This window comes from Polyangiaceae bacterium, assembly GCA_020633235.1.
Classification (GTDB): Bacteria; Myxococcota_A; Polyangia; order Polyangiales; family Polyangiaceae; genus JACKEA01.
In genome coordinates this window covers 898,931-922,653 of the sequence record JACKEA010000004.1, presented here as the reverse complement: position 1 = coordinate 922,653, position 23,723 = coordinate 898,931, and the positions used below count along the sequence as shown (strand labels likewise).

Annotated in this window: 24 protein-coding genes; 11 read left to right on the top strand and 13 right to left on the bottom strand. The window is 68.3% G+C overall.

Annotation, left to right across the window (positions count from 1 at the left end):
- Positions 1–25 precede the first annotated feature (25 nt).
- From H6717_25520 to egtC, 3 genes are read right to left on the bottom strand one after another with little or no spacing between them, the layout of a single operon-like run.
- Positions 26–901: a flap endonuclease gene (locus H6717_25520; protein ID MCB9580415.1), complete on the bottom strand. Its 876-nt coding sequence runs from the start codon at positions 899–901 to the stop codon at positions 26–28.
- The gene (egtB, locus tag H6717_25515) at positions 901–2,160 is read right to left on the bottom strand and encodes an ergothioneine biosynthesis protein EgtB (protein MCB9580414.1); all 1,260 of its coding nucleotides are present in this window, start codon (positions 2,158–2,160) and stop codon (positions 901–903) included. The genes H6717_25520 and egtB overlap by 1 nt, the downstream gene beginning before the upstream one ends.
- Entirely contained in the window at positions 2,157–2,924 is a 768-nt protein-coding gene (gene egtC, locus H6717_25510; protein MCB9580413.1) for an ergothioneine biosynthesis protein EgtC, read from the bottom strand. The genes egtB and egtC overlap by 4 nt, the downstream gene beginning before the upstream one ends.
- A 128-nt stretch (positions 2,925–3,052) precedes the next feature.
- Here egtC and H6717_25505 point away from each other — a divergent pair, with 128 nt between their 5' ends.
- The gene (locus H6717_25505) at positions 3,053–3,538 is read left to right on the top strand and encodes a hypothetical protein (protein MCB9580412.1); all 486 of its coding nucleotides are present in this window, start codon (positions 3,053–3,055) and stop codon (positions 3,536–3,538) included.
- A 108-nt stretch (positions 3,539–3,646) separates the two neighbouring features.
- Positions 3,647–4,156, top strand: a complete 510-nt coding sequence (locus H6717_25500; GenBank protein ID MCB9580411.1) for a hypothetical protein — start codon at positions 3,647–3,649, stop codon at positions 4,154–4,156.
- On the opposite strand, the gene H6717_25495 is transcribed toward H6717_25500, so the two are convergent.
- The 4 genes from H6717_25495 to H6717_25480 all read right to left on the bottom strand — a co-directional run bounded on the left by H6717_25495 (position 4,045) and on the right by H6717_25480 (position 7,813).
- Positions 4,045–4,527, bottom strand: a complete 483-nt coding sequence (locus H6717_25495) for a hypothetical protein (protein ID MCB9580410.1) — start codon at positions 4,525–4,527, stop codon at positions 4,045–4,047. The genes H6717_25500 and H6717_25495 overlap by 112 nt on opposite strands.
- Complete coding sequence (locus H6717_25490) at positions 4,514–5,869, bottom strand: hypothetical protein (protein ID MCB9580409.1); 1,356 nt, start codon at positions 5,867–5,869, stop codon at positions 4,514–4,516. Before H6717_25490 ends, H6717_25495 begins: the two co-directional genes overlap by 14 nt.
- 184 nt (positions 5,870–6,053) lie before the next feature.
- Entirely contained in the window at positions 6,054–6,602 is a 549-nt protein-coding gene (locus H6717_25485; GenBank protein ID MCB9580408.1) for a YceI family protein, read from the bottom strand.
- A gap of 569 nt (positions 6,603–7,171) precedes the next feature.
- Complete coding sequence (locus H6717_25480) at positions 7,172–7,813, bottom strand: class I SAM-dependent methyltransferase (GenBank protein ID MCB9580407.1); 642 nt, start codon at positions 7,811–7,813, stop codon at positions 7,172–7,174.
- Positions 7,814–7,880: 67 nt separating this feature from the next.
- On the opposite strand from H6717_25480, the gene H6717_25475 reads away from it, so the two are divergent.
- Positions 7,881–8,918 (top strand): phosphotransferase, encoded by a 1,038-nt coding sequence (locus H6717_25475; GenBank protein MCB9580406.1) that lies wholly within the window; start codon positions 7,881–7,883, stop codon positions 8,916–8,918.
- Here H6717_25475 and H6717_25470 read toward each other — a convergent pair.
- Positions 8,898–10,046, bottom strand: coding sequence for a hypothetical protein (locus H6717_25470; GenBank protein MCB9580405.1), 1,149 nt, complete (start codon positions 10,044–10,046; stop codon positions 8,898–8,900). The genes H6717_25475 and H6717_25470 overlap by 21 nt on opposite strands.
- An 80-nt stretch (positions 10,047–10,126) precedes the next feature.
- A complete protein-coding gene (locus H6717_25465; GenBank protein ID MCB9580404.1) occupies positions 10,127–10,381 on the bottom strand; it encodes a hypothetical protein in 255 nt (84 codons plus the stop codon).
- A gap of 35 nt (positions 10,382–10,416) precedes the next feature.
- Between H6717_25465 and H6717_25460 the strand changes: the two genes are divergently transcribed.
- From H6717_25460 to H6717_25450, 3 genes are all read left to right on the top strand, one after another.
- Complete coding sequence (locus H6717_25460) at positions 10,417–11,541, top strand: hypothetical protein (GenBank protein MCB9580403.1); 1,125 nt, start codon at positions 10,417–10,419, stop codon at positions 11,539–11,541.
- Between the two features lie 272 nt (positions 11,542–11,813).
- Positions 11,814–13,328, top strand: coding sequence for a DUF1592 domain-containing protein (locus H6717_25455; GenBank protein ID MCB9580402.1), 1,515 nt, complete (start codon positions 11,814–11,816; stop codon positions 13,326–13,328).
- Positions 13,325–14,761, top strand: coding sequence for a DUF1552 domain-containing protein (locus H6717_25450; protein ID MCB9580401.1), 1,437 nt, complete (start codon positions 13,325–13,327; stop codon positions 14,759–14,761). The genes H6717_25455 and H6717_25450 overlap by 4 nt, the downstream gene beginning before the upstream one ends.
- A 3-nt stretch (positions 14,762–14,764) precedes the next feature.
- On the opposite strand, the gene H6717_25445 is transcribed toward H6717_25450, so the two are convergent.
- Positions 14,765–15,700: a hypothetical protein gene (locus tag H6717_25445; protein ID MCB9580400.1), complete on the bottom strand. Its 936-nt coding sequence runs from the start codon at positions 15,698–15,700 to the stop codon at positions 14,765–14,767.
- An 86-nt stretch (positions 15,701–15,786) separates the two neighbouring features.
- Between H6717_25445 and H6717_25440 the strand changes: the two genes are divergently transcribed.
- The 3 genes from H6717_25440 to H6717_25430 all read left to right on the top strand — a co-directional run bounded on the left by H6717_25440 (position 15,787) and on the right by H6717_25430 (position 18,065).
- The gene (locus H6717_25440) at positions 15,787–16,296 is read left to right on the top strand and encodes a hypothetical protein (GenBank protein ID MCB9580399.1); all 510 of its coding nucleotides are present in this window, start codon (positions 15,787–15,789) and stop codon (positions 16,294–16,296) included.
- A gap of 82 nt (positions 16,297–16,378) precedes the next feature.
- Positions 16,379–17,182, top strand: a complete 804-nt coding sequence (locus tag H6717_25435; GenBank protein ID MCB9580398.1) for a radical SAM protein — start codon at positions 16,379–16,381, stop codon at positions 17,180–17,182.
- An 85-nt stretch (positions 17,183–17,267) separates the two neighbouring features.
- On the top strand, positions 17,268–18,065 hold the full coding sequence (locus H6717_25430; protein MCB9580397.1) for a hypothetical protein: 798 nt from the start codon (positions 17,268–17,270) through the stop codon (positions 18,063–18,065).
- Here H6717_25430 and H6717_25425 read toward each other — a convergent pair.
- Entirely contained in the window at positions 18,062–18,547 is a 486-nt protein-coding gene (locus H6717_25425) for a septal ring lytic transglycosylase RlpA family protein (protein ID MCB9580396.1), read from the bottom strand. The genes H6717_25430 and H6717_25425 overlap by 4 nt on opposite strands.
- A 59-nt stretch (positions 18,548–18,606) precedes the next feature.
- Here H6717_25425 and H6717_25420 point away from each other — a divergent pair, with 59 nt between their 5' ends.
- Positions 18,607–19,422, top strand: a complete 816-nt coding sequence (locus tag H6717_25420; protein ID MCB9580395.1) for an SDR family oxidoreductase — start codon at positions 18,607–18,609, stop codon at positions 19,420–19,422.
- Here H6717_25420 and H6717_25415 read toward each other — a convergent pair.
- The gene (locus H6717_25415; GenBank protein MCB9580394.1) at positions 19,419–20,339 is read right to left on the bottom strand and encodes a DUF1287 domain-containing protein; all 921 of its coding nucleotides are present in this window, start codon (positions 20,337–20,339) and stop codon (positions 19,419–19,421) included. The two genes, H6717_25420 and H6717_25415, sit on opposite strands and share 4 nt — an antisense overlap.
- Before the next feature lie 52 nt (positions 20,340–20,391).
- Entirely contained in the window at positions 20,392–22,428 is a 2,037-nt protein-coding gene (locus H6717_25410; GenBank protein MCB9580393.1) for a protein kinase, read from the bottom strand.
- A 260-nt stretch (positions 22,429–22,688) separates the two neighbouring features.
- On the opposite strand from H6717_25410, the gene H6717_25405 reads away from it, so the two are divergent.
- Positions 22,689–23,609 carry a 1-acyl-sn-glycerol-3-phosphate acyltransferase gene (locus H6717_25405; protein ID MCB9580392.1) on the top strand — a complete coding sequence of 307 codons (921 nt, stop codon included), beginning with the start codon at positions 22,689–22,691 and terminating at the stop codon, positions 23,607–23,609.
- Positions 23,610–23,723 lie beyond the last annotated feature (114 nt).

Sequence of the window (23,723 nt, the reverse complement as noted above, 5' to 3'; positions counted from 1 at the left end):
CCGCTGGAGCGAAAACACCCCGAATTTACGAGCGAAATTGCGCAATCCGGGAGAGCAGCGCGGTCTCCCCCAACTCACTGCAGAGCTCTTCCAAGAGCTCGCGATCCGCGCCCAGCCAGCGGAGCTCGTCGAGGCCCTCCGCGAGGGGGACGTCGCGACGGAGGGTGGCCAACGTGCGGTAGAGGCGAGCCTCCTCCCGGCGATCCCGGAGGCTCTCCGCCAGCGTGGCGGCGCCCCGCACCTTCACGTCCCACTCCTTGGCGTCGTCCGGAATGGAGTCCAGATCACCGTAGCGGGACAGCAACGCCGCCGCGGACTTCGCGCCCCAGCGGGGAATGCCGGGGATGCCGTCGGCGCTGTCCCCGACCAACGCCAGGTAGTCCGCGATCGCCGACGGCGGGACGCCGAACTTCTCGACCACGCCGGCTTCGTCGAGCACCCGGTCGCGCATGCGATCGAGACACACGACGCGCTCCCCCACCACGCACTGGGCGAGATCCTTGTCCGGCGAGCACAGGACGACTTGTTCGACGCGCTCGTCCTCGGCCAGCCGCGCTGCCGCGGTGGCCAGGGCGTCGTCCGCTTCGAACTCGACCATGGGCCACACCACGCTGCCCAAGGCGCGAGCGGCGCGCTCCGCCAGGGGAAACTGCGCCCAGAGATCCGGCGCCATGCCTTCCCCCGTCTTGTAGCCGGCGAACAGATCATTCCGGAACGACTCGACCACGTGATCGAAGGCACACGCCAAGTGGGTGACGCCGGCGTCACGAACGAAGGCGTTCAAGCTGCGCAGCAGCGCGCGGGTGGCGCCCACCTCGCGGCCGCTGTCGTCCACGGCGCTGGGCGCGCCGAAGTAGGCGCGGAAGAGCTCGTAGGTTCCGTCCACCAGGTGAACTTTCATCACAGGTCCTTTGCCAAGCGCACGCCCAAGGCGGGCTGTCGGATGTGGGGCTCGTACCAGTTGCGGAAGGTGGTCCGCGCGTTCGCCGGAGCGGTCATGAAGGACCCCCCGCGCGCCACGCGATGCTCGTGGTCGAACCACGGCTGGCTGTAGCCGACGTACGGTTGCGGCCGAAAGCCGGGATAGGGCGCGAAGCGGTCGGCGGTCCATTCCCAAACGCCGCCGGTGAGGTCGAACAGACCCGTGGGGGACGGCGCGAAGCTACCCGGCGCGGGCGCGGAAGCGTGGGTGCAGGACAAGCAGGCGCGCTCCGGGCTAGCGGGCTCGTCACCCCAGGCGAAGCGTCGCTTCCGCACCGTCGCGTCGTCCCAAGCGGCGGCGCGCTCCCACTCCGATTCCGTCGGCAAGCGGGCGGCAGCGAAGCGGGCAAAGGCCTTTGCTTCGTGGAAGCACACGTGTGCCACCGGCGCGTCCTTCGCCACGGGCCGCTCGCCCGCCAGGGTGCGCTCCACCCAGCCATCGCGCGACGCACGCCAGTGGAGTGGGCTCTCGGCCGCGCTCTGCGACAGCCACAGCCGGCCGGACTCGTCCCACAGGCGTTCGTCCTCGTAGCCCCCCGCGGTCATCCACTCCAGCCACTCTCGGTTGGTGACCACGCCGCGACGAAGGGCGAAGCTCTCGACTTCGACTTCGTGCTCGTCGCGCTCGTTGTCCCAGCCGCTGGGATCACGAGCGTTGCCGAGGGGGAATCGCGCCGCTGGGAGCGATGCGTAGTCGAAGGCCTCGGAGGCGACTCGCCCGACGGGCTCGGCACGGACGGGAAGGTAGAGCTCCCCCAACAGGCGAACCGTCGCGATGATCTCGGCGTGCTGGCGCTCGTGGTTGGCCAAGAAGTGGACGACGTGTCCCCCCGACAGCAACGGATCGTCTTCGCGAAAGGTGAGCCCTTCGAGCAGGGCCAACGCGCGCTCGCGCACCTCTTGGGCGTAGCTCCGAAGCTCGGCGAGGGGCGGCAAGCGCCCTCCGCGACTGCTCTTCACGCTGACGAAGGAATCGAGCACCGCGTCGAGCTCCGGGCGGAGCGGCGCGTGCCCTCCGACGCGACGCAAGAGCCACACTTCCTCCTGCCAGGCGACGTGGCCCACGTGCCACAGGATGGGCGAAAACTCCGGGTGGTACTGCGTCCGCGCCTGCGCGTCGGTCAGGTCCGCGGTGAGCGCGACCGTCGCTGCGCGGGCGTCGACGAGCTCGTCGATCACGAAAGCTCCTCTTGCCGGAGGGGCGCGCCGCGGGCCGCGACGACCAGCGTCTTGGGCGGCACTGCCCGCCAGCTCCGGGACTCGTCCAGAGGCTCCGAAGCGAGCGTCACGCCGTCGTCGTCCTCGCGAAGATACAGCGACGGCGGGTTGCCGTTCACGGCCGTGCGAGCGCCCACCATGACTTCGCCGTCGCTGACGATCAGCGTGAGCAGCGCGCGGGTGTCCGCAGCGCGCGCCAACGACAGGATCCGTTCGGTGGTCGTGCGGATGGCGTCGTCCAGGGTTCCGCTCACGGCGTCCACCAGCGCCGCGAAGACATGCTCGGAGTCTGTGTTGCCCTCCACCCGTGCGTAGGTTTCGGGCGAGAGCGCTTCGCGCATTGGGCGCAACAGCGTGCTCGGAAAGTCTCGGATGTAGCCGTTGTGCAAGAACGTCATCGACCCGTGGGCAAACGGTTGCGTGTTCGCCGCCGAGATGCTGAGCGGGTCCGTGGCACTGCGCACGGCCGCCAGCAGCGACGTGGAACGTGCGGCGCGGCCGATGTGGGTGCGATTCACGTCGCCCCAGATGGGCAGCGTGGAGCGATACACGATGGGCTCGGGATCCTCGGCGGCGTACCAGGCGGCGCCCCAGCCGTCGGCGTTCACCACCGCGCCCTCGAGCTCTTTTGCCTTGTAGCTCTGCACCAGGAGGGAGTGCGGCGGGTCGTCCAGCAGGGTGGAAAGCGCCCGAGCACGTCCGAGATAGCCCAGCATTCTGCACATGGGAGGACATGGTAGCGGCCTCTCCGTGGAACGGCCGGGGATTTCCCCGAGATCAACGCTTGCAACCGTGGAGCGCCCAGGTCAAAAATGTTCGCCAAATCCGCTTCTTCCCGCCTCGAGGTTTAGGAATGCGTTCATTCGGAAGACTCGCTCTGGTGATCGGCGTCGGCACTTTGATGTCGGTCTCGAGCTGCACGCTCATCACCGACGTGGATCGCGACAAGATCGACGACGGCACGGCGGACGCTTCGGCGGGCAGCGGCGGAACGGGTGGCACGTCGGGCACGGGCGGAACGTCGGGCACCGGAGGGACCGCTGGTAGCGGTGGCGGCACCGCGGGCAGCGGCGGCACCGCAGGCATGGCGGGCAGCGGCGGCACCGCAGGCATGGCCGGCAGTGGCGGCACGGCTGGTATGGCTGGCAGCGGCGGCACGGCAGGCATGGCCGGCAGCGGCGGCACCGCCGGCGCGGCAGGCGCGGCGGGCAGCGGCGGCAGCGCAGGCGCGGCCGGCGCAGCCGGTGCAGCCGGTGCGTCCGGGGCTGCTGGAGCGGCGGGGGCGGACGCGGGCGTCGATGCCGGCGCGGATGCCAGCACCGACGCCAGCACGGACTGAGCCAAACCCGCGGCAAAACCACGACTCACTTGACGAGAGCCAGCCCGGGTGGTGAGTTGGCGGCGGCCCAGACGCCTCGTCTCGGGTCAGATTCCTTCGAGGAGACCGATGCGCTCGATTCGCAACTCCGCTCTGGTGCTTTTGGGTGTCGTCAGCCTCGCGGGCTGCGCGCTGATCACGGACGTCGACCGCAGCAAGATCGACGAGGGTGGCGACGCTTCGGCGGCCGGCGGCAGTGGCGGCGGCGGAACCGGCGGCACCGCGGGCACTGGTGGCGCAGCGGGCAACGCAGGTAGCGCCGGCAGCGGCGGCTCCGCGGGCAGCGGCGGCGGCGCCGGAAGTGGCGCGGCTCCGCGGGCAGCGGCGGCAGCGCAGGCGCGGCCGGCGGCGGTGGCTCCGCAGGCGCGGCCGGCGCGGGCGGAAGTGCCGGCGCGGCCGGCAGCGGCGGCTCGGCGGGCTCCGCCGGCAGCGACGCCGGCGTCAGCGACGCCTCGACGGACTGAGTCTCAGCGACGCCGACGGCCCAGCGCGACCAGCCCCAAGGCCGTGATGGCCGCGAGCAGCAACGCTGACGGATCCACCGACTGCTCTCGCGCCACGTGGGCACCGCAGCCGTAGGTGGGACCGCAGATGGGCGAGTCCCCGGCGATGTTCGGGTCGGTACCGGCGCGCAGCTCGTCCACGTCCGAGGTGCCGTCACCGTCGCTATCCGTACCTGCAGCGGCCAGCTTGTCGAGGGCGGGCTTCACCAGAGCCGCGTCCTGCCCAACCAGGTCTCCGACGTCGATCATCGCCTGGGCGAACGGCTTCTGCGCCGTGCCCGTGCCACCGTTCTGATCTCGGTGGCACACGGTGCAGGGCGGCGCGCAGTCCATGTTCAACGCCGACTGGATCTCGCCCGGGTAGCTGGAGGACGCCGAGGCCTGGGGCGTTACGACCAAGAGCGCAGCGCCGAGCATCAATGCGGAAAGCTTGTCACAGGTACGCATGGAGCTGCCCCAGCAAGGTGAAGGGATTGTCTTGGCGGAAGACCGCGTCCACCCGCGCTTCCAAATGCGGCAGGAAGAACCAATCCACGGTGAGCCAGCCGCCGAGCTGCGGCTTGCCGAAGCCAGGGCTCCGTGCGACGTCGATACCGGGCACGTTGCTGGCTGCTCGCTCGTAGCCGCTGTCCAACACTTCTCCCGTGCCGCCGAAGTGCAGCCCCTGCACCGCTTCGTAGTCGAGCTGCAAGAAGGCCGCGTAGCCCAGATCTCGCCGAGACTTGTGCAGCGCGTCCGCCTCCGCCAGGACGACCAGCGGCTCGCTGATCTTCAGGCGGGTGAAGATGCCATGGGCGCCGCGCACGGTCTTCTCTTCCTCCAACGTGGAGATGTCGGACTGCGCGACCGTCATCAAGCTGCTGACGCCGGTAGCGAAAGGCTCGGTCACGAGCGTTTCGATGAACAGGCTGTAGCCCCGCTCGCGATAGCGATCCGGGTTCACCTGGTAGTTGCCGGCGATGGCCATCGCCTCGCCGCGGAACTTGGGACCGTTGTAGGCGAGCGCCACGCCATGCTGCTGATCCGACTCGCGATCCGTGCGCGTGGCTTCCCGCACCCACATGGTGTGCTCCGGAATGCGCACGCCGAAGGGCAGGTTCAAGCGCCCCACCCGCGCCGTGAACGCCTTCTGCGCGCCGAAGTCGAAGGCCAACCAGTAGTTGCGCGAGATGAGGTTCATCTGGTCGCCCTGGTTGGTGGTCACTTGGGCTGCCCGCGCGTGCGGAGAACCGGGTTTGACCTTGGCGATGCCGATGCTGCCGGCGACGCGTACCGCGCCGAAGGCGACCTGACCGTAGAAGTCGGCCTGCATCGGGAAGGTGGTGACCTTGCTGTTCTTGTAGACGAGCAGATGGCGATAGCTGCCCCCGAGCAGCATCCAGTCCGGCGGTGTGATCAGCCCCCACAAGAAGCCCGCGCTGGGACTGGGACCGCTGGCCTCGTCTCCCGCCGAGCCGGAGTCGTCTTCCTTCTTGGTGGCCTTGCCGGACTCTCCCTCCCCCTTGGTGTCGGCCTTTTCCTTCGTGCCCTTCTTGGCCGCGAAGATCACCGGTCCGCCACTCTCCTTGCCGTCCCCGGCCTCGGATTCGCCGCTGTCGAAGTCGTCGAAGTCGTCGAAGGACTCGGTGCTGGCGCCGCTGGTTTCGCTGGCCGCACCGGACACGGTGTCCTTGCCGTAGCGCATGCGCAGCAGCAGGTCCCCCTGCGCGCGACCATAGGCCGTGAGCAGCTCACCGCCCGACGGATCCGCGTGGCACACGTTGCAGCCGCCGTAGCCGTGCCGAATCATCCAAGCGTAGGCGTGGGCTGACTTTGTCCAACTGGCCACGACGAACAGCGCGGCCAGCGGAACGAGGATTCGGAACAGATACGGGCCGGCCCGGAGGGCACGGCCCGTCTGTCGCCGCGAAGCACCGGCAAGCATCGGTGTCTTTTCGCGCAGGATTTTGGTTACGTCAATCTATCCGAGCTGCTCACTTGTCGCGCAGCTTGAACTTGACGGCGATCTTGACCTCGGGCTTCACGCAAACGCCGAGGTAGCAGGGCACCTCGATGTCGTAGTCGCGGATGTCCACCGTGGCCCGACCTTGCACGTGATAGTCGCTACCCGTGCGCTTGGCCTTGTAGCGGAACGAGATCTCCTTGGTCTTGCCGTTCAGCGTGAACTTGCCCTTGGCGGACCCACTGGAGGTCTTCTTGTCCTCGGGCTCCTTCAACTTGCTGCGCTCGACCTCCAAGATGGCATCCGGATGATCCGCTGCGTGCAGGTCACGCTTCAGGTGCTTGTCCCGAAGGCCGATCCCGGTTTCCAGGGAGTCGATGGGGACGGAGATCTTGATCTTCCCGTTTGCCTCGGAGGCCTTGAGCTTGTCGCCCTTGCCGTTGATCTTCATTCCGGCAGGACCGATGGCCAGGAACTTCACGTCGTTGTCGCCAATGCCGGCGAACTTCGCGGAAGCGGCGAACGAGAACGACAGAGCGGCGGCAACGCCAGTGGCGATCAAAAGACGGCGACGGTTCATCGATTCAGACTCCTTCAAGTGCGCGTTGGACGTTGTCGGCGTGCTCCCGATTCACTGACGAGAAGCGGGGTGTAACGCCCATTCTACCGTAGCGTTCCCTGAAACCTTCCCTGAGGAGAGCTATTCGGGAGACGCTCCAAGAACGAGCTCGCTGACGAGGAGACCGAAAAATTGCGGCCCTGCAGCAGCCGAGCTCCGAGCTTCGAAGCGCCAGCCCAGGTGGTTTCCGCAGCGTCCGCACAGCGCGACGCGCCAGGCATAGCCGGGAAACCAGGTGTGCTCGAGGTGCGCGGAGCCGACCATTTGGAGGCTCCATGCATTGTGCAAAGTGATGATCTCGCAGACACGACCAACTGGGTTTTCGAAGCGATATTCACTCGATCGACCATCCGGACAACACTGTATGTCCGGTGTGCTGACGTAGTTACCGCAGGTGCGACACAACAGGCACTGGGAGCCCCACTTTGCGGTTCGGAAGGGATGGGCGGCTCGGTCCTGCCCCGCCACCTCCCCTGCACCTTTCTTCAGCAGCAGCTGTTGTCGGGGCGGCGCGAGCCCCGGCGCGCCGCTCATGACGTGGCTCGAACGTAACGGAGCGCGCGGCGCGGCGCCCCAGACGCCGGCCAGGAATACGCAAGCTCGCGATCGACGGCGAAGCCGTCCAGCGCCGGCGCGGCGCCGCGGGCCAGCAACACCCACACCGCGGACGTCGCGAGTCGCGCACCCTCGGCCAACCACTCTTCCGGCGAGAGCGTCGCGCGCGACACGGCGACGTCGAAGCTCGCGCTGTCGAGCGCGTCGCTGCGCGCGCGGCGCACGTTCACGCGGGACAGCCGCAGCTCGCCCACCGCGGTCCGGAGGAACGCGACGCGTTTGTCTCGCGGCTCCACCAACGTGAGGGACAGCTCCGGCGAGAGCAACGCCAAGGTGAGCGCCGGCGCGCCGCCACCGCTGCCCACGTCCACCCAATGCCCGCTGGCGCCGGCCGCAAGCACGAGCGCGTCCGGCAAGTACAGATCCACGAGCGCCGCGGGGTCCCGCGCCGCCGTCAGGTCCGTGCGGGCGTTCCACACGGCGACGAGATCCAGGAGCTTGGCGAGGGGTGCGAGGGGAAGCTCCGGTAGCGTCACGTCTCGGAGCTCCTGAGCGATCTGGTCCCGTGCCCGGGAAAGCAGCGGGTGCCATCCATCTCCGAGAGGCGCGAGGGGCATCACCCGCGATCCTACGTGCTCGGGCTGTTCCCTTGGGAGCAAAGACGCTCTAAGTTCCGCTCGGCTCATGACACAATCGCCCCCACTCGAGCATTTGGAGGCGCTCGTGCAGCGCGTCTCGGGCCGCGCCGACCCGCTCGCCGCGGAGCCCATGCCGGGCGGCGCGTCCACGCGCCAGTTCTTCCGGGTGGCGCTGCCGCAGGGCGGCAGCGCCATCGGCATGTACGTGCCCGACGCCACCCGCTCCGACGAGATCGACAAGGGCGGTCACGCGGCGCACCGCTGGCCCTTCCTCGAGGTGCAGGAGCTGCTCGAGGGACGCGGGATTCGAGTGCCACGGCTCCTGGGCGAAGCCTGCGAGCACGGCTTCATCTTGGTGGAGGATCTGGGGGACGACACCTTGGCTCGCTATCTCGAGCTGAACCCGTCCGAGCGCACGGAGATGTACCGCGCCGCAGTTCGCGATCTGGCCCGCGCGCAGCTGGCCCTCGAGCCGCTGCCGGCGGATTCCGTGGTGCGCACCCGCGCTTTCGACGAAGATCTGCTGCGCTGGGAAGTCGACCACTTCCGCGAGTGGGCCCTCGACGCGCGAAACGTCCCCCTGACGGACGCGGACCGCGAGAGCTTCGCTCGCGCGGCCGAGCATTTGGCGCACACCATCGCGAGCTGGCCACGGCGCTTCGTCCACCGCGACTACCAGAGCCGGAACCTCATGGTGCGCGGCTCACCGCCGGAGCTCGTCTGGATCGACTTCCAGGACGCGCTGCTCGGCCCCCGCGTGTACGACCTCGTCGCCCTTCTGAGCGACAGCTATCAGACGTTCGATCGCGCCTTCATCGAGGATCGACTGGACGAGTACGCCGAGATCTCCGGCCTCGGTGCGGACGAGCGCCGCCTCGTGGGGCGCGAGTTCGACATCGTGACGGTCCAGCGCAAGCTGAAGGACGCCGGGCGCTTCGTGTTCATCGACCGAGTGCGGAAGAACCCCGACTTCTTGCAGTTCGTGGATCCCACCATCGGCAAGGTGCGGGCGGCATTGGCGCGGCTCGAAGACGACCCGGTGCTGGTGGAGCTGTCGCGACTGCTACGGCGCGTGTTCGACTGACGCCCTGGGCGGCGCCGGCGTGGCGTCCCAAACGCCGACCCACTCGTCCGACCAATCGCTGTCGCAGAACAGGATCCAGCTCCGTACGTCGGCGCGGTGTGCCCGCGCCGCAGCAACCAAAATGGGAAGAGCCTTGCCCAGATCTCGAAGCGCGAGATCTACGTACACGTAGCGAACCCCGAGCCCATTGCCGATTACGCGGCCCAAGCCAGGCGGCAGCTCGCGAGCGAGGGCGTCTTCCACCTCGGTCCGAAACGCGAGGCGTTCTTCGGAAGCGCCCTTGCTCTCGAGCTTGAGGTAGGCGAACACCTCGCCGCTGCGCGAGAAGCGCTTGGACGAGAACGGTGCGCCCTCCAGAAAACACTTGAGGAGCTCCGGGGCGCAAGTGGTGGCCACGGCGAGGTCGTCCTGCCGCGCGTAGTCGGAAGCCAACGGCGGCTCGGTCTCGAACAACGTCCAGCCGTCCTCCGCCGCCGGCAGCCCCGAGAGCACACCTTCGATGGCGGCGCGCACGCTGGGCCCGAGCTCCGCGAGGGGCAGCCGGGGCTCGTCGTCGCTCACCACCCGGAGCGGTCCGCGGCGGGGCGCCGGGGTCACGCTCACCGTCCCGATCCAGTCGTCGAATACGCGCTCCCCGAGGACGGCCTCGGCGCAGCACTCCGCCGCCGTGAGCACCCGCTCGTCCGCGGCGCTGGTGGCTTCCGGCGAGTGAAACACCAGATCCAGCAGGTGACCGCGACCAAACCCGGCGCGCACCTCGCTGCCGGCGAGGTCGACCCCGGTCTCCACCCGCGCCCGGCCCAGGGCAGCGGAAAGCGAGAGGGGCGGCCCGTATCCCGCCACCGTGAGGCCGCCGAGCTCTGGCGCGCGCGCCACCAGAGCATTCACCCAGGGCCGGAGTCGGCGTTCGCCCCGAGGCGTCAGCACCAGGGTTCGCTCGAGGACCTCGCAGTCGATGGCCGGGTGAAGCTCGGCGAGGCGCTCGGCAACTTGGCGACGCGCGGCGCTCGGTTCGAGGCGCTCGAGGCCCACTGCGGACAGCTCTTTCCAAAACGCGTCCATGCGTGACAGGAGCTCGTCCCGCGCGCCGGCTTCTGCGTCGTCATTTCGTCCGAAGATGAACCGCAACGCTTTCAGCTCAGCACAGTTTCTTCGCCGCGTGCAGCGAAGCCGACAATCCAGAATGAGACAGCGGAGTTGGCGCGACGCTAGGGCGGCGGGCCGGGCTGTCCGCGCGGCGGACGTGGATCATCGGGGACGGGTTCGCGGGTGTCGCAGTTCACGCGCCGCGGCGGCGGCGGGTTGCAGCTCGCTTCTGGTGGACAGCTGATCTCCTCCGTGAGCAGACAGCTGCCGTCCGCTTGCCGCTCGAGGCGCGTGCCATCGCTCTTCGGCGTTTGGGGTGACGGCGTCGGAGAGCAACTCACCGAAACCGTGACGACGAATGCAGCAGCGAATCGCATACGTGCACAGTAGCGCGGCATGGTACGCTGAAGCGATGCTTCGCGCGGTTTGTCTCGTGTTCTTCTTAGGACTGGTCGCTTGCAGCTCCAACGACGAAGCAGCAGCGCCCAGCGGGGGGTCCGGCGGCGGCGCGGGAGATGCGGGGGCAGACACCACGGCGCCACCGGCACCGTACACCGTCGACGCCTTCGACAAGGTGCGCATCAACAGCGACAGCTCGAAGGAGAATTTCCAGCACGCGCTCACCGACGTCGACTTCGGCGCGGGTCCGTTCGAGAAGGTGACGCTGGTCGTCGATCTCGACACCACCTGTTACCCGTTCGACAAATGGCAGGACAATCCGCCGCCGAGCGGACAGAACTGGCCCGCCGATTGCGACGCCTTCGATCGCAATTTCGAGTTCTATCTGGATCCCGCCGCGGATCCTGCGACCGACCCGCCGGGCATCGAGCTGGTGCGCGCCATCACGCCCTTCGGTGGTCCGCTACACCTGGACGTGGACGTGACCGACGTCGCCAATGGGCTGCCGGGCAAGCACACGTTGAAGGTGGTGATCCCCACCTGGTCGGACGGCGCCGGTCAGGTGTCGGGATCCGATGGCGGATGGTTCGTATCCGCACACCTGGACGTGGTGCCGGGGACGGCGCCGCGCAAGGTGTTGGCGGTGAAGTCGCTGTTCAACGGATCGCAAACCAAGCCCGATCCCATTGCGGCGATTCCGTTCGAGGTTCCGGAAGGAACCACGTCCTCGCGTCTCGAGTACCGCGCTACCGGGCACGGTGGCGTGACGGGCGCGTCCGGTTGTGGACTGTCTCCGGCGGAAGAATTCTGTCTGCGCACCCACGCTCTGTTCGTCGACGAAAAGTCGTTCACCGACGTGATGCCTTGGCGCGACGACTGCGACACGCTGTGCACCATCGCGCACCAAGGGCCGGCAAACGGCGGCTTCGACTACTGTCAGGAGAACCCCTGCGGAGCGATCGCCAGCGTGAAGGCCCCGCGGGCGAACTGGTGCCCGGGTAGCGTCACGCCCGCGTACGACTTCGACGTGCCGGAGCTCAGCACGCCGGGCAGCCACAGCTTCCGTTTCCAGATCGGCGAGGTCGCCGATGGAGGCAGCTGGCGCATCTCGACCACCTTCTTCGCCTTCGGGGAGTAGGACGCCGGAGGTCCGGTGCGACCTCCCACGTCGCACCGGGTCGGGGGCTGATCGTGGATTTCGCGGGCCTTCCGCGTGGCATGGACGCTGCACTTCCGCGCCCTGTGTTGACCTCGATCAAGCCCCAGGCCTGGGCCGTGCTGGCCGCCGCCCTCCTCATCGGTGGCTGCGAAGGTTTCATCAGCGAGCCCGGGGCGGACGACGCCAACGGGCCGGGAGGCCCCGGCGGTGGCTCCGCCACGGGCCAGAACGCGCTGTCCCCCGCGCCCCGCGTGGCGCGCCTCACCCACCAGCAGTGGGAGAACACGGTACGGGATCTGTTCGGACTGTCGGACACGACGGGCCTCTCCAGCACCTTCGTGACGGACCCGAAGACGAGCGGCTACATCTTCGACAACAACGCCAACTCGCTCAGCGTGGACCAAGCGCTTTGGAGCGGCTACCAGCGTGCAGCGACGGACGTGGTCGACCTGGTGATGAAGGACGCCAAGGTGCTCGAGGACATCCTGCCGCCGGACACCGGCGACGCCACCGCCCGCGCTACGGAATTCGTGAAGAGCTTTGGTCGCCGCGCCTATCGCCGCCCGCTGACGGACGCAGAAGTGAGCGAGCTGGTTTCGCTCTTCGACCAAGCGCCGCCGCTGTTCACCGGCACACCGGCCTTCGAAGCCGGCGTGCGCCTGTGCCTGCAAGCGCTGCTCCAGTCGCCCTACTTTCTGTACCGCATCGAGGAGAGCAACAAGAAGGTCGGCAGCGTGATCCCACTAGATGCGTGGGAGGTGGCCTCGCGCCTGTCTTACACGCTGTGGAACACGATGCCCGACGACACGTTGTTCGACGCTGCGGAGACCGGCGAGCTGGCAAACCAAGACGTGGTCGAAAAGCAGGCGCGGCGCATGCTGGACGACCCCAGGGCAGAGGACGTCATCCTGCGCTTCCACCACGCCCTGTTGGACATCGACCGCTACGACAGCATCTCACCCTTGGCGGCCCTGTTCCCCGACGCGCCCTCGAACCTGGCGGACCTCGCCCGCGAGGAAAATCGCGCCTTCTTGAGCGACGTGTTCGACAACGGCGGCGGCTACAAGGAGATCCTGACCAGCAACCGCACCTTCGTGAACGACGAGCTGGCGAAGATCTACGGCGTCAGCGGCAGCTTCGGCAGCGAGCTCACACCGGTGGAGCTGGACGCCACCAAGCGCCGCGGCATCTTCACCCAGGTCGGGTTCTTGGCAGCCAACGCCACCTCCGCGGATCCGGATCCGATCCACCGCGGTGCCTTCTTGGCTCGCCGCATCGTGTGCCTCAGCGTGGCAGCGCCGCCGGGGAACGTCCCGCCCCTGCCCGCGGCGGGTGGGCGCACCAATCGCGAGACCGTGACGGATCACACGGAGCAGCCGGGCAGCACCTGTGCCGGCTGTCACTCCACCAAGATCAACCCGCTGGGCTTCCCCTTCGAGAACTACGACGCGGTGGGCGCCTACCGCACGAAGGACAACGGCTTCGACGTGGACTCCACCGCTTCTCCGTTGGTGGACGGACAGCCCACGCCGGTGAAGAACGGCGTGGAGCTCGCCGACGTGCTGGCCGAAAGCCCCGGCGTGCACCAATGCTACGCGAAGCATTGGGTCGAGTACGCCTTCGGGCGCAAGGAAGTCCCACAAGACGACAAGCTGGTCGCGGATCTGGGCGCGCGCTCTCGAGCCGGAGATTCCCTCAAGGACGTGCTCGTCGCCCTGGTCACCAGCAAGAGCTACCTGAACCGCAGCCCGGAGGTCTCGAAGTGAAACCCGCCAAGCCCGTCTCTCGTCGCATCGTCCTGAAGGGCATCGGCGGCGTGGCGCTCGCGCTGCCGCTCTTGGAGTCCCTCGCGCCTCGACGTGCGGTGGCGGCCAGCGGCGGCCAGACCTTCGCGATCTTCTTCCGCCAGGCCTGCGGCGTTCAGTCCTCGCTCTCCAACGGCGAGCTGGGGGACGAGCCGGAGCGCTTCTGGCCCAAGAACGTGGGCGCCCTCGACGCCGCCAACGTGAGCGGCCGTGCCTTGGATGAGCTGGGCGACTACCTCGCGAGCCTGCTCGTGGTCGGCAACGTGAACATGAACAACTTCGACTACGGCGACGGCCACGCCCGCGGCGCGCTGCAGGGCCTCACTGCCCAGGGCCCCACGGTCAACGGCGCCGCCGGAGACAGCGAAGCGGCCGGCGAGAGCCTGGACCATCGCATCGGCGCCGAGCTGAACCCCAACGGCCGGGACTCCCTGTTCATGTACGCCGGGACCAAGAGCGGGTGGCTCGGCGGACCCTGCATCTCCTACCGCGCCGCCGGCACGCGGCGCTCCGCCCTACACGACCCCTGGACGGCGTACCAGACCATGATCGGTGGTGACGCGAGCTTGTCCCCCGAGGTGATGGCCGAGCTCGTGGATCGCCAAAAGAGCGTGAACGACCTCGTGCGCGGGCAGCTCAAGACGCTGATGAGCCGTCCGGAGCTGTCGAGCTCCGACAAGGATCGCTTGGATCTCCACCTGCAGAGCGTGCGTGATCTGGAAGTGGCGCTGTCTTGCCGCATGACCAAGGACCAGGAGTCCGCCCTCGAAGGGCAGGCCCCGGGCTTCGACAGCTCCGATGGCTTCGAGGTGATCGAGACCGCCAAGCTACACATGGACATCGCTGCCCTGGCGGTGGCCTGTGGCTACACGCGTTCCGTGGCCATCCAGGTGGGCAGCGGCAACGATGGCAGCACGCGCTACCCGGATCCGGACAGCGGGCAGCTGATGAACGACAACTACCATTACATCTCGCACCGTCGGGCGTCCCACGACTCCTCGGGCGCCATCATTCCGGGCTCGGATTTGCTACACCACAAGATCGATCGGCACTTCGCTCAGATGTTCCGTCACTTGCTCGACCGCCTGTCGGCCTATCCGGGCGCCAACGGCAAGACGCTGATCGATGACGGCATCGCCGTTTGGTACAACGACAACGGCAACGGCCCGCCCCACTCCGCCAAGCGCATTCCCTACGTGATCGCCGGCAGCGCCGGGGGCTACCTCAAACAGGGCCAATACTTGGAGATCGGCGGCGGCAGCGACACCAACCACTCCAAGCTCTTGAACACCCTCGGCACCGCCGTGGGTCTCACCAACACCCAGGGCGGCCCGCTCGACGACTTCGGCGATCCGAGCATGCCGAAGGGCATCCTGAGCGAGCTCGGCGCCTGAGCGTCAGCCCGTGGGGGGCAACAGGCTCTTGGGCAGGTAGCGCCGGAAGTACAGGGCGCTCACCTTCTCCGAGATCTTCTGGAACTTGGCGTAGCTCTTGATGGTGCGCTGCTCCACGTTCCAGGTGTTGTCGTTGTGGCCGACGCCATCGAGCACGGATTGCAGGATGTAGGCTTCCGAAGCCACCGGTCCACGGGCAAGCAGCAAGGCGCGGGAACCGGTGCCCAGGAGCCACGGCCCCAGCGTCTCTCGCGAGTGGGCGGCGATGGAGAAGGACGGGATCGCTCCCGAGCTGGAGCTCGAGTCCGGCAGGTCCACCTCCTTGGGCACCTTGCCGTTCTTGAGCAGCGGATTGCGTCCCATGAAGCCCACCACGTGAACCGACACGTCGCGGCCGTCTTTCAGGTGCACTGAGCCGCCGCCGCTGGCGCGATCCCGAAAGCGAGACAACGCCTCTTCACCCGAATCTCCATGGATGGCGTGCAGCACGACGATCTGCTCGATGTCGCCGCTCACGCCCCAGCGCGCGCCGCTGAGGTTTCGAGAGAACACGGCGCGCTCGAGCTCCCAGCTCTCCCCCGGTCCCGTCTCCACAGGCTTCCAGCCGAGGTAGCCCCGGCTCAAGTAGCGCCGGGCGCCCCACACCGCGCCCCAGTAGATGTTGTCGTCGAGGTTGTCGGCCTCGCCAGCGCCCTCGTGCTTGCCGCAGGGCCCACCCCGCTTCTCCGAGCACAGCCGCACGAAGACCTCGACCACCAGGGGCTGTCCCGAGCGCACCGCCTCGCCCACGTCGGGGCTCTTGTCGCTCCAGCCGCGGGCGGGCTGAACCGTCTTTTCCACGGCCAGGGGCTTGGGCCCCTCCGCCTGGGCGGTGGACGAGAGCCCGACCGCCGAAAGCGCCAGAGCCATGGAAAACGAGCGAATCAATCCGAGTTTCACGTGAGCTCTCCCCCTGCTGAAGGGCTGCGCACCATGTACGGTACGGACACAGCCCTTCTTCCCTTGGGGCGCTATGCTGCCGCGCCATGCGGCTCCCCCGGCGCTGGCTCCCCCTCGTGGCCGTGGTCGCGGTCCTTGGGCTGTGGCTGGGGCTCGACGTGTGGTCGAGCGACGCCCGCATCGAGCGAGAGCTCGCGGACGCGACGACGGCGCTGTCCGCCCGGGAGGGGGAGAGCGCCGTCCTTCACGCCCAGCGCATTCGTCAAACCCTCGAGCCGCTGCTCGCCAAGGACGTGGTCGTGAGCTTCGAGCAGCGCGAGCAGCTCGTGGGCGAGGAAGCCGTCATTGCCGCAGCGACTCGCCTGGCCGAGTCGGGTTCGGTGCGCATCGTGGCGCTCGAGCGCGTCAGCGTGGACGTGAACGGGGATCGCGCCGAAGCTCGCGGCGAGCTGACCACCAGCAGCTCCCAGAGCGGCGACTTGCACCGCACGCGGCGCCCGGCGGAGCTGGTCCTCGGCCGAGAGGACGGTCGCTGGCGGCTGCGATCCGTGGACATTGGCCTCGCCGGTCGCGCCGAGCCGGAACCGCGGCCATGACATTGGCGGCTGTCGGCCGTAGGTTTGGCCCGTGTCCGTGACAAAGCTCAGCGTGGTGAACCACGACCGCGACGCCGCGGGCATGACCTACGTGTATCCCGTCGTCTCGCGCCGCGCCGGCGGCGTGTCGGTGGGCGTGAACCTGAACCCCAACGACGCCTGCAACTGGCGCTGCGTCTACTGTCAGGTTCCGAACCTCAGCTTCGGCAAGGGTCCACCCATCGATCTCGCGAAGCTCGAGGAAGAGCTCCGGCACATGCTGGAAGACATCGTGCACGGAGATTTCATGGAGCGCTCGGTTCCCGAGGGCTCCCGACGCCTGAACGACGTCGCCCTCTCGGGCAATGGAGAGCCCACGACCTCGCCTCAGTTCGCGGAGGCCGTGGAGCTCATCGGCCGCGTGCTCGCGGACCTGGATCTGTTGGGCAAGATCCGCGTCGTGCTGATCACCAACGGATCCATGTCGGGAAAGCCGCGGGTACAGGCCGCGCTACGTCGTCTGGCAGAGCTGTCGGGAGAGATCTGGTTCAAGGTGGACAGCGTCACCAGCGAGGGCACGCGCCGTATCAACTCGAATGCCGTGCCCCCCGCGGAGCACCTCGCGAAGCTCCGGGCCGCGGCGGAGCTGTGCCCTACCTGGGTGCAGACGTGTGTCTTTGCCTGGCAGGGCGAGCCGCCGAGCGACGCGGAGATGGCGGCGTACGTCGACGCCATCGCCGGCCTGTGCGAGGGCGGTGTGCCGCTCCAAGGGGTTCTGCTCTACACCCTGGCGCGGCCGTCCCTGCAGCCCGAAGCGCCGGATCTCAGTGCGGTTTCCGAAGCGTGGATGGACGCCCTGGCCGCAAGGCTCCGGGCCCGCGGCGTACAGGTCCGGGTGAGCGCGTGACGGGCCGTTACCGCGGCGAACCGACATTCTATCGATTCCTGATGTCGACCCGCCGCGGTAACAGCGTGATACGCTGGTCGGCGACATGCGTCGCAGCATCGTCGCTTTCGCCTTGGTGATCGCCGCCTGCAGCGGCAACGACATCGTCTATCAGGACGACGACGCGGGGCTCGGAGGCAGCGGCGGGGGCGCGAGCGGCACCGTGGGAACGAGCGGCTGGGCGGGAAACGCCGGCGGCGCGAGCGGCGCGGACGCGGGCGGCACTGGCGGCTTCGGCGCGGTGGGAAACGCGGGGGGCGTCGGGGCCACCGGGGGCGTCGCAGGACAGGGCGGCACTGGCGGCTTCGGCGCGGTGGGAAACGCGGGGGGCGTCGGCGGCACGACGTGCACGCCGTCCGGGAACACGTGCACGGATCAGAACGAGTGCTGCGGCAATCAGGCCTGTCAGGGCGTGTGCTGCGTCCCGGACGACAAGCCGTGCAACTCCGGCAGCAAATGCTGTGGGGCCACGCGCACGTGTGCCATCGCGGGCACGTCGACGACGGGAACGTGCTGCGCGCCCATCAACACGGCCTGCGTTTCTGGCACGTCGTGCTGCGGCGCAGCGGGGTGCGACACCGCGGCGGGACAATGCCGGAAGAGTGCGTTCGTCGCCTGCACGGCCAAGTTCCAATGCATGACGGGCTTGGAATGCCAGATCCCGGCCAACGGCACGAGCACGGTCTGCTGCGCTCCCGTCAATGCAACGGGTCAGGTTGCGGGCACTTGCTGCACGCTGAAGGCGTCCGGCGAAGGCGTCTGCCAGTGCCTCTCGGCGGGCGCCACGTGCAAGGACCCATCGCAGTGCTGCACTGGAACCTGCAGCAGCGGGCACTGCGCCTAGCGCAGCACCTCGACGCGAACGCGGATCACTCCGGCGCGGATCATTCCTAGGCGCTCTGCGGCGGCGTACGAAACGTCGATGACGCGAGACGCCGGGCCGAAGGGACCGCGATCGTTGATGCGCACGACCACGCTCTGGCCGCTGCGCTCGTTGATCACGCGCACGACGCTGCCAAAAGGTAGCGTCTTGTGAGCGGCGGTCAGCTTCTTCGGATCATAGGGCTCGCCGCTGGCCGTGGAGCGCCCCGAGAGCTTGTTCGAGTAGTACGTCGCCTCGCCGTGCAATACCCGGAGCGGCCGCGTGGAAGTGCCGACCGGGCTCGGCTCCGGCGTGGCACTCCCGCCACCGGTTTCCGGCGCCTCGGGCGTGGGCGGCGGCACGCTGGGCGGCGGAGGAGCCGGCGCGTAGAGCGGCTCGGGCCGCTCGCTGGCGCAGCTGGACACCAACACGAGGACCGCCGCGAAGGAGACCGCGACGCGCATGCGATAAATCCCTATCGTGCCCGGAGCGAGATCTCAAACCGACAGTGGAAGGACGACAAGTGAGCGATTCCAAAGTGTTCTTGGTCACGGGCGCAGCCAGCGGCATTGGCCTCGCACTGGCGCGGGAGCTCTCCGAGCGGGGTCACCGCGTGCTCGCGACGGACGTCAACCAAGACGGACTCCGCCAAGCGCACGGCGATGGCGTGGAGACGATGAGCCTCGACGTACGCGACGCCGCACGTTGGGACGAGTGCATCGCGCACGCCAAGGATCGGTTCGGTCGACTGGACGTGCTGTGCAACGTCGCGGGTCACCTGGTCGCCAAGTGGGTGCACGAAATGACGCCGGCGGACGTGGGCCTCACCATCGACGTCAACGTGAAGGGCGTGATGTTTGGCACCAACGCGGCGGCCCGCGTGATGATCGAGCAGGGCGGCGGGCACATCATCAACGTGGCCAGCATTGCTGGGCTGGTGCCGGTGCCGGGCCTCGCGGCGTACAGCGCGTCGAAGCACGCGGTACGCGCGTGGTCGCTGGCGGCCGCGCAGGAGCTCAAGGCGCACGGCGTGTACGTCACCGCGGTGTGTCCCGGTCCCGTGGACACGCCCATGCTCGACGCGCAGGTCGATCACGACGAGGCGGCGCTCACCTTCTCCGCACCCCGCATGCTGACGGCTCAGGAAGTGGTGGACGCCATCATGGACCGCGCCCTCGTGCTCCGACCCATGGAGGTGCTCGTCACCGTCCCTCGTTCCGGCCAGGCGCCCATGGCCCGGCTGGTGGGCGCGCTTCCGGAGCTCGGCACCTGGGTGCGGCCCATCATCACTCGCATCGGCCGCCACAATCAGGCCCGCGCCCGGGCAAAACGCCGTTAGCGCCGCGGAAAGCGGAAGCGGTGGGTGACGGGGACCAGCGAGAGCAAGTCCATCTTTCGAGTGGTGTAGCCGGTGGTCCAGTTGTTGATCACCAGCGGCTTGCCCGTCTCGCCGCGCGTGCGGGTGACGACGCCGACGTGATCCGGTCCCGGCCGCGCGGCGATGGTCTCGAGGAACACGACGTCGCCCGGCTGGAGCGGGTCGCTGGGATCGTCCAGCGCGGGGGTGTGCGCTTCCCAGTGCCGCTTGAAGTACTTGATCACCGTGCGCACGCGCCGATGGTCGATGTTGGAGTCGGGTCGCGTGATTCCGTAGAGCGCGGGTGCTGCGCGGATGTCGTCGTGCACTGCCGCCTGTAGATCCATGCCCGCGTTGCGGACCGCGCGCACGATGACGTCGACACAAGCACCGTGAGTGCGCGGCGGATCGCCGCCTGGATACTTCAGGTTGAAGTAGCCGTCGTCATAGGCGGCGCCGTTCGCCTCTGCCTTGAGCGCACCGATGAGCACGTCGAGGGAGTTCGGGATGCCGTCACCGTCCGCGTCGTCGCTCGCTTCCGCGTCTCGCAGCTGTGCCCGCGCGGCCAGGGGCGAAAGCTCCGCGCGGTCGCCGGGGCGCAAGGCGAGCTCCTGTCCGCCCACGCTGAGCCGCGCCGAACCGCCCAGGGGATAGACCTTCTGCGGCGTGCCATCGCCGTACGCCACCAACACGCCGTGCCGGCGGTCCACGTCGAAGCGGATGTCCTTGCCGCTGGGTGCCGGCAGCTGCACCCGGTCTCGCAGATCGTCGAACACGCCGGTGTCGCCCACTCCCAGCGTGGTCTCCGGTGCGCTCGGAGCCTCGCGAACGGGGGCTGGCGCGGTCCGTTTCGGAGCCGGCGCCGGTGCGACGACCGGGGGCGCCTCGGACGCCTTCACGCTCCGCGTGGGGCTCGGCTCACAGCCGAGCACGAGCAAGAGCCACGCGAGCTCAGGGCGGCGCCCAGGGCCGTGTGGTCTTGATGTCGTGTACTGCCTGGAGCTTGCCGCTGCCACCGAAGGTGTAGGCTACGGTGGTCACGGCGAACTCGCCACCCCGTTGGCGAAGCTCCGAGCATTCCGCCAGCCAACTGGCGGCTTCCGTGACGACCGTGGTCTTCACCCGACGTCGGTAGCGGTTCTTGCGCAGCACCCGGCGCTTGGTCGGCGCGTTCACGCTCACGGTGCAGGTATCCAACACGAACCACTGGTCCGGCCAGCGGCGGAAGGAATCCTCCAACAGGCTCTGCATCTTCTTGCGAGGCACGCGCTTGTCGTCCACCCGCACGTAGTCGGCCACCAGCGCGGAGAACACCCCGGCCTGCCGGCGATTGAGCGTCGCTTCCAGGTTCACGAGACGCGTCGCCGTCGCCGTGAGGAAAGTGGCGTTGGCGTTGTTGCTCTCCAGCGCCACGTTGCGCTCGCAGCACAGCGCGCCGCGGTCTACCGCCGTGGAAGCCCCGGAGGCCACCGCGCGCACGGAGCAGCCCGCGCCGCCGCGGATCACGAAGCCGCTCGGATGGGCGGTGAGCGTCCAAGATGCGCTGCGCCCGAGATCCGGATAGGCCTCACACGCCCGCGCCCACTGCGCTTCCGTGCACAGCGCCATGCCGCTGGCCGCGCACTGCGCCTGGGACTGGCTCAGGGTCTTGCCGTAGGCGTCCGGTGCGCGCACCACTTTGAAATCGTCGAGCCAGCGGGACTCGCCGGCCACCGTGCCCGAGGCCACTCGCCGTGGCGGCGCGGCCGTGAGCAGCGTCTCGATGTCCGCTGACGGCGCCTCCTTGGCGACCGACGCCGAGGGTGCCACCGACGCGATCGACGCCGCGGGGACCGGTGCCCGGCCACCGAAGAGCGTCGCCACCGCGACGGCGATGATCACGCCGAACACTGCCGCCGCGCCGCCCACCAGGGCGAGCACCCGCGCGTGACTTCGCGGCGCCGGCGCCATCTGCGTGGGGACTGCATCGGGCACCGGCGGCGCCATCGCCACCACCGTGTCCGCGATGGACAGACTCAGTGCCGTGGGCGGCGAGGGCGACGGCAACAGCGTCTTTTCACCCATCGCCGAGAGCACGCCGTTCCAGAAATCCGCGCAGCTCCGGAAGCGCGCCTTGGGCTCCACGGCGAGAGCTCGCGCCAGCACCGCATCGAGCTCCTCGGACGCTTCAACGCCCATGGCCCCGAGGGTGGGACGGTGATCGGGATCCGCCGAAGCCACGAACAGCTCTTGTGCGTCCACTCCTTCCAGCGCCCGGCGACCCGTGACGATCTCCACGAACAGCAACGCGAGGGCGAAGACGTCCGTCCACGGCCCGGTCGCGCCGTAGCGTCGGCTGAACTGCTCGGGCGCGCCATAGTGCGCCGTAAAGGCCTTGAGAGAGTGACCCGTGGACTCGAATGCGCTGTCGTTCTCCGCGGCCTCGGTCATCACCTTGGCGATACCGAAGTCGAGCACCTTCATCGTGGTGCGTCCGCCCACGTCGGTGAAGAACAGATTTGCGGGCTTGAGATCGCGGTGCACGATGCCCTGCTCGTGGGCCATCGCGATGGCGCGGGCCACCGGGTCCAAGAGCGCGACGGCTTCCTCGATGCTACGTCCGCCGAGGCCCGCTTCCTCGCGCTGGTTCAGGTCGTCTTCCAGGCTGCGCCCCTCGAGCCACTCCAGCACGATGTAAGGCGTCCAGATCCCGTTGGGTGAGACCGTGGCGCCGACGTCCAGCGCCTGCACCACGCCGCTGGTGGCGCGGGACAGCCGATGCAAGAGCCGGCCCTCGTCCATGAAGCTGTCGTAGAACTTCTCCTGGCCGTCACCGGCGAGGCTCTCGGGCACGCGCAGGCACTTCACCGCCACGCGTTCGTCGAACCCCAAATGCGTGGCGCGATACACCACACCGAAGCCGCCCTCCCCCACCAGCGCCTCGACACGGTACTTCCCGTCGATGGTGTGCTCCACCCACGAGAAAGGGTCACTGGCGCTGCTCGGCATGCGGGCCCCGGCATCATACCGCGCAGGTAAAGAAAACTGCGGACCGGTCGCTTTCCCAGCTTTTCCTGGGGAAAGAGATTGTTGGTCCGCCGCGGAACCAACGCGTCGACACCGACACGCGCCGCCCCTGCCCCCCGATGGGTCGGCCGTCACCTGGCTGCTACGGGAAAGCCAAGGTACACACCTGCTGGGAGGCTCACTTGCTCGATCTTCAGCGTCTACAGCGCATTCAGCTCAGCTCACGACCAAAAGGACAAATCGTGGTCGCCAACCTGGGCCTGGCGCTCGACTACCGTTTTCCCAAACGGAGCGAAATCGTCATCGAAGGCAAGGAGCGCCTTCCGCCCGACGGCGGCGCCTTCCTCGCCATGAACCATACGGATCGCTACAACTACTGGCCGTTGCAGTACGCGATGTATCGCGCCGGGCTGCCGTTCACCGCGACCTGGGTGAAGGGCAAGTACTACGAGAATCGCTACGTCGGGGCGTTCATGGATTCCACGAACAACATCCCGACGCCGTCGCGCGGATACGTGATCACCACCGAGTTCCGCAAAGCCGTGGGGCGGCCGCCGCGGGAAGACGAATACCGGCTGCTGCGCGATCTGGTAGACGGCAAGCGCATGCCGGGGGAGCCGCTGCCGGCGAACGTCAGCGCGGAGCTCGCCGCGTTCGTCGGCGCGGACGCGGTGCCCTTCCTCGAGGGCTTCAACCGCCTATTCGAGCAGATGATCCGCGAAGTGGTCGATTTGAACCGCCGCGCGGTCGAGGAACTGCACCTGGACGTTCTGGTCTTCCCTCAAGGCACACGGTCCAAGAGGCTGTCGCGCGGGCACCACGGGCTGGCGCAGATGACGCAGTACCTGGACGCGCCGATCATTCCCATCGGGTGCAACGGCAGCGACAAGCTCTATCCGGGCAACTCGCCGTCGTCCAAGGGCGGGCGCGTGGTGTATCGCGTGGGCGAGCCGCTCACCGTAGACGGTCCGGACCTCTCCCCCTACCGCGTACCGAAGGACGTCCTGCCCCTCACCGACGAGGCGAACCGCAAGCACGGCGAGCGCTACGCAGCGATCACGGCCGTCGTGATGGACCGCATCAACGAGCTACTGGATCCGGAGTACCAGTACGCCGAATCGCAGGAGTCTGACGGCACCCGCGGTATGAACCGCTTCGTGTAGGCGCTGCTCCGCCCACACGACCTCCAAGCGAGTGAAAGACGGCATGACGCGCAGACGCGAAAACCGCTGCGCCTCACTGACGAGCCGATGGATGCGCTCCTGACGAAGGACATA

Coding starts and splice junctions, on each gene's coding strand:
- H6717_25485 (MCB9580408.1), bottom strand. CDS start 6,602: ATGAACCGTCGCCGTCTTTTGATCGCCACTGGCGTTGCCGCCGCTCTG.
- H6717_25460 (MCB9580403.1), top strand. CDS start 10,417: ATGCTTCGCGCGGTTTGTCTCGTGTTCTTCTTAGGACTGGTCGCTTGC.
- H6717_25465 (MCB9580404.1), bottom strand. CDS start 10,381: ATGCGATTCGCTGCTGCATTCGTCGTCACGGTTTCGGTGAGTTGCTCT.
- H6717_25520 (MCB9580415.1), bottom strand. CDS start 901: ATGAAAGTTCACCTGGTGGACGGAACCTACGAGCTCTTCCGCGCCTAC.
- H6717_25505 (MCB9580412.1), top strand. CDS start 3,053: ATGCGTTCATTCGGAAGACTCGCTCTGGTGATCGGCGTCGGCACTTTG.
- H6717_25475 (MCB9580406.1), top strand. CDS start 7,881: ATGACACAATCGCCCCCACTCGAGCATTTGGAGGCGCTCGTGCAGCGC.
- H6717_25425 (MCB9580396.1), bottom strand. CDS start 18,547: ATGCGCGTCGCGGTCTCCTTCGCGGCGGTCCTCGTGTTGGTGTCCAGC.
- H6717_25500 (MCB9580411.1), top strand. CDS start 3,647: ATGCGCTCGATTCGCAACTCCGCTCTGGTGCTTTTGGGTGTCGTCAGC.
- egtC (MCB9580413.1), bottom strand. CDS start 2,924: ATGTGCAGAATGCTGGGCTATCTCGGACGTGCTCGGGCGCTTTCCACC.
- H6717_25440 (MCB9580399.1), top strand. CDS start 15,787: ATGCGGCTCCCCCGGCGCTGGCTCCCCCTCGTGGCCGTGGTCGCGGTC.
- H6717_25480 (MCB9580407.1), bottom strand. CDS start 7,813: ATGCCCCTCGCGCCTCTCGGAGATGGATGGCACCCGCTGCTTTCCCGG.
- H6717_25430 (MCB9580397.1), top strand. CDS start 17,268: ATGCGTCGCAGCATCGTCGCTTTCGCCTTGGTGATCGCCGCCTGCAGC.
- H6717_25490 (MCB9580409.1), bottom strand. CDS start 5,869: ATGATTCGGCACGGCTACGGCGGCTGCAACGTGTGCCACGCGGATCCG.
- H6717_25435 (MCB9580398.1), top strand. CDS start 16,379: ATGACCTACGTGTATCCCGTCGTCTCGCGCCGCGCCGGCGGCGTGTCG.
- H6717_25495 (MCB9580410.1), bottom strand. CDS start 4,527: ATGCGTACCTGTGACAAGCTTTCCGCATTGATGCTCGGCGCTGCGCTC.
- H6717_25410 (MCB9580393.1), bottom strand. CDS start 22,428: ATGCCGAGCAGCGCCAGTGACCCTTTCTCGTGGGTGGAGCACACCATC.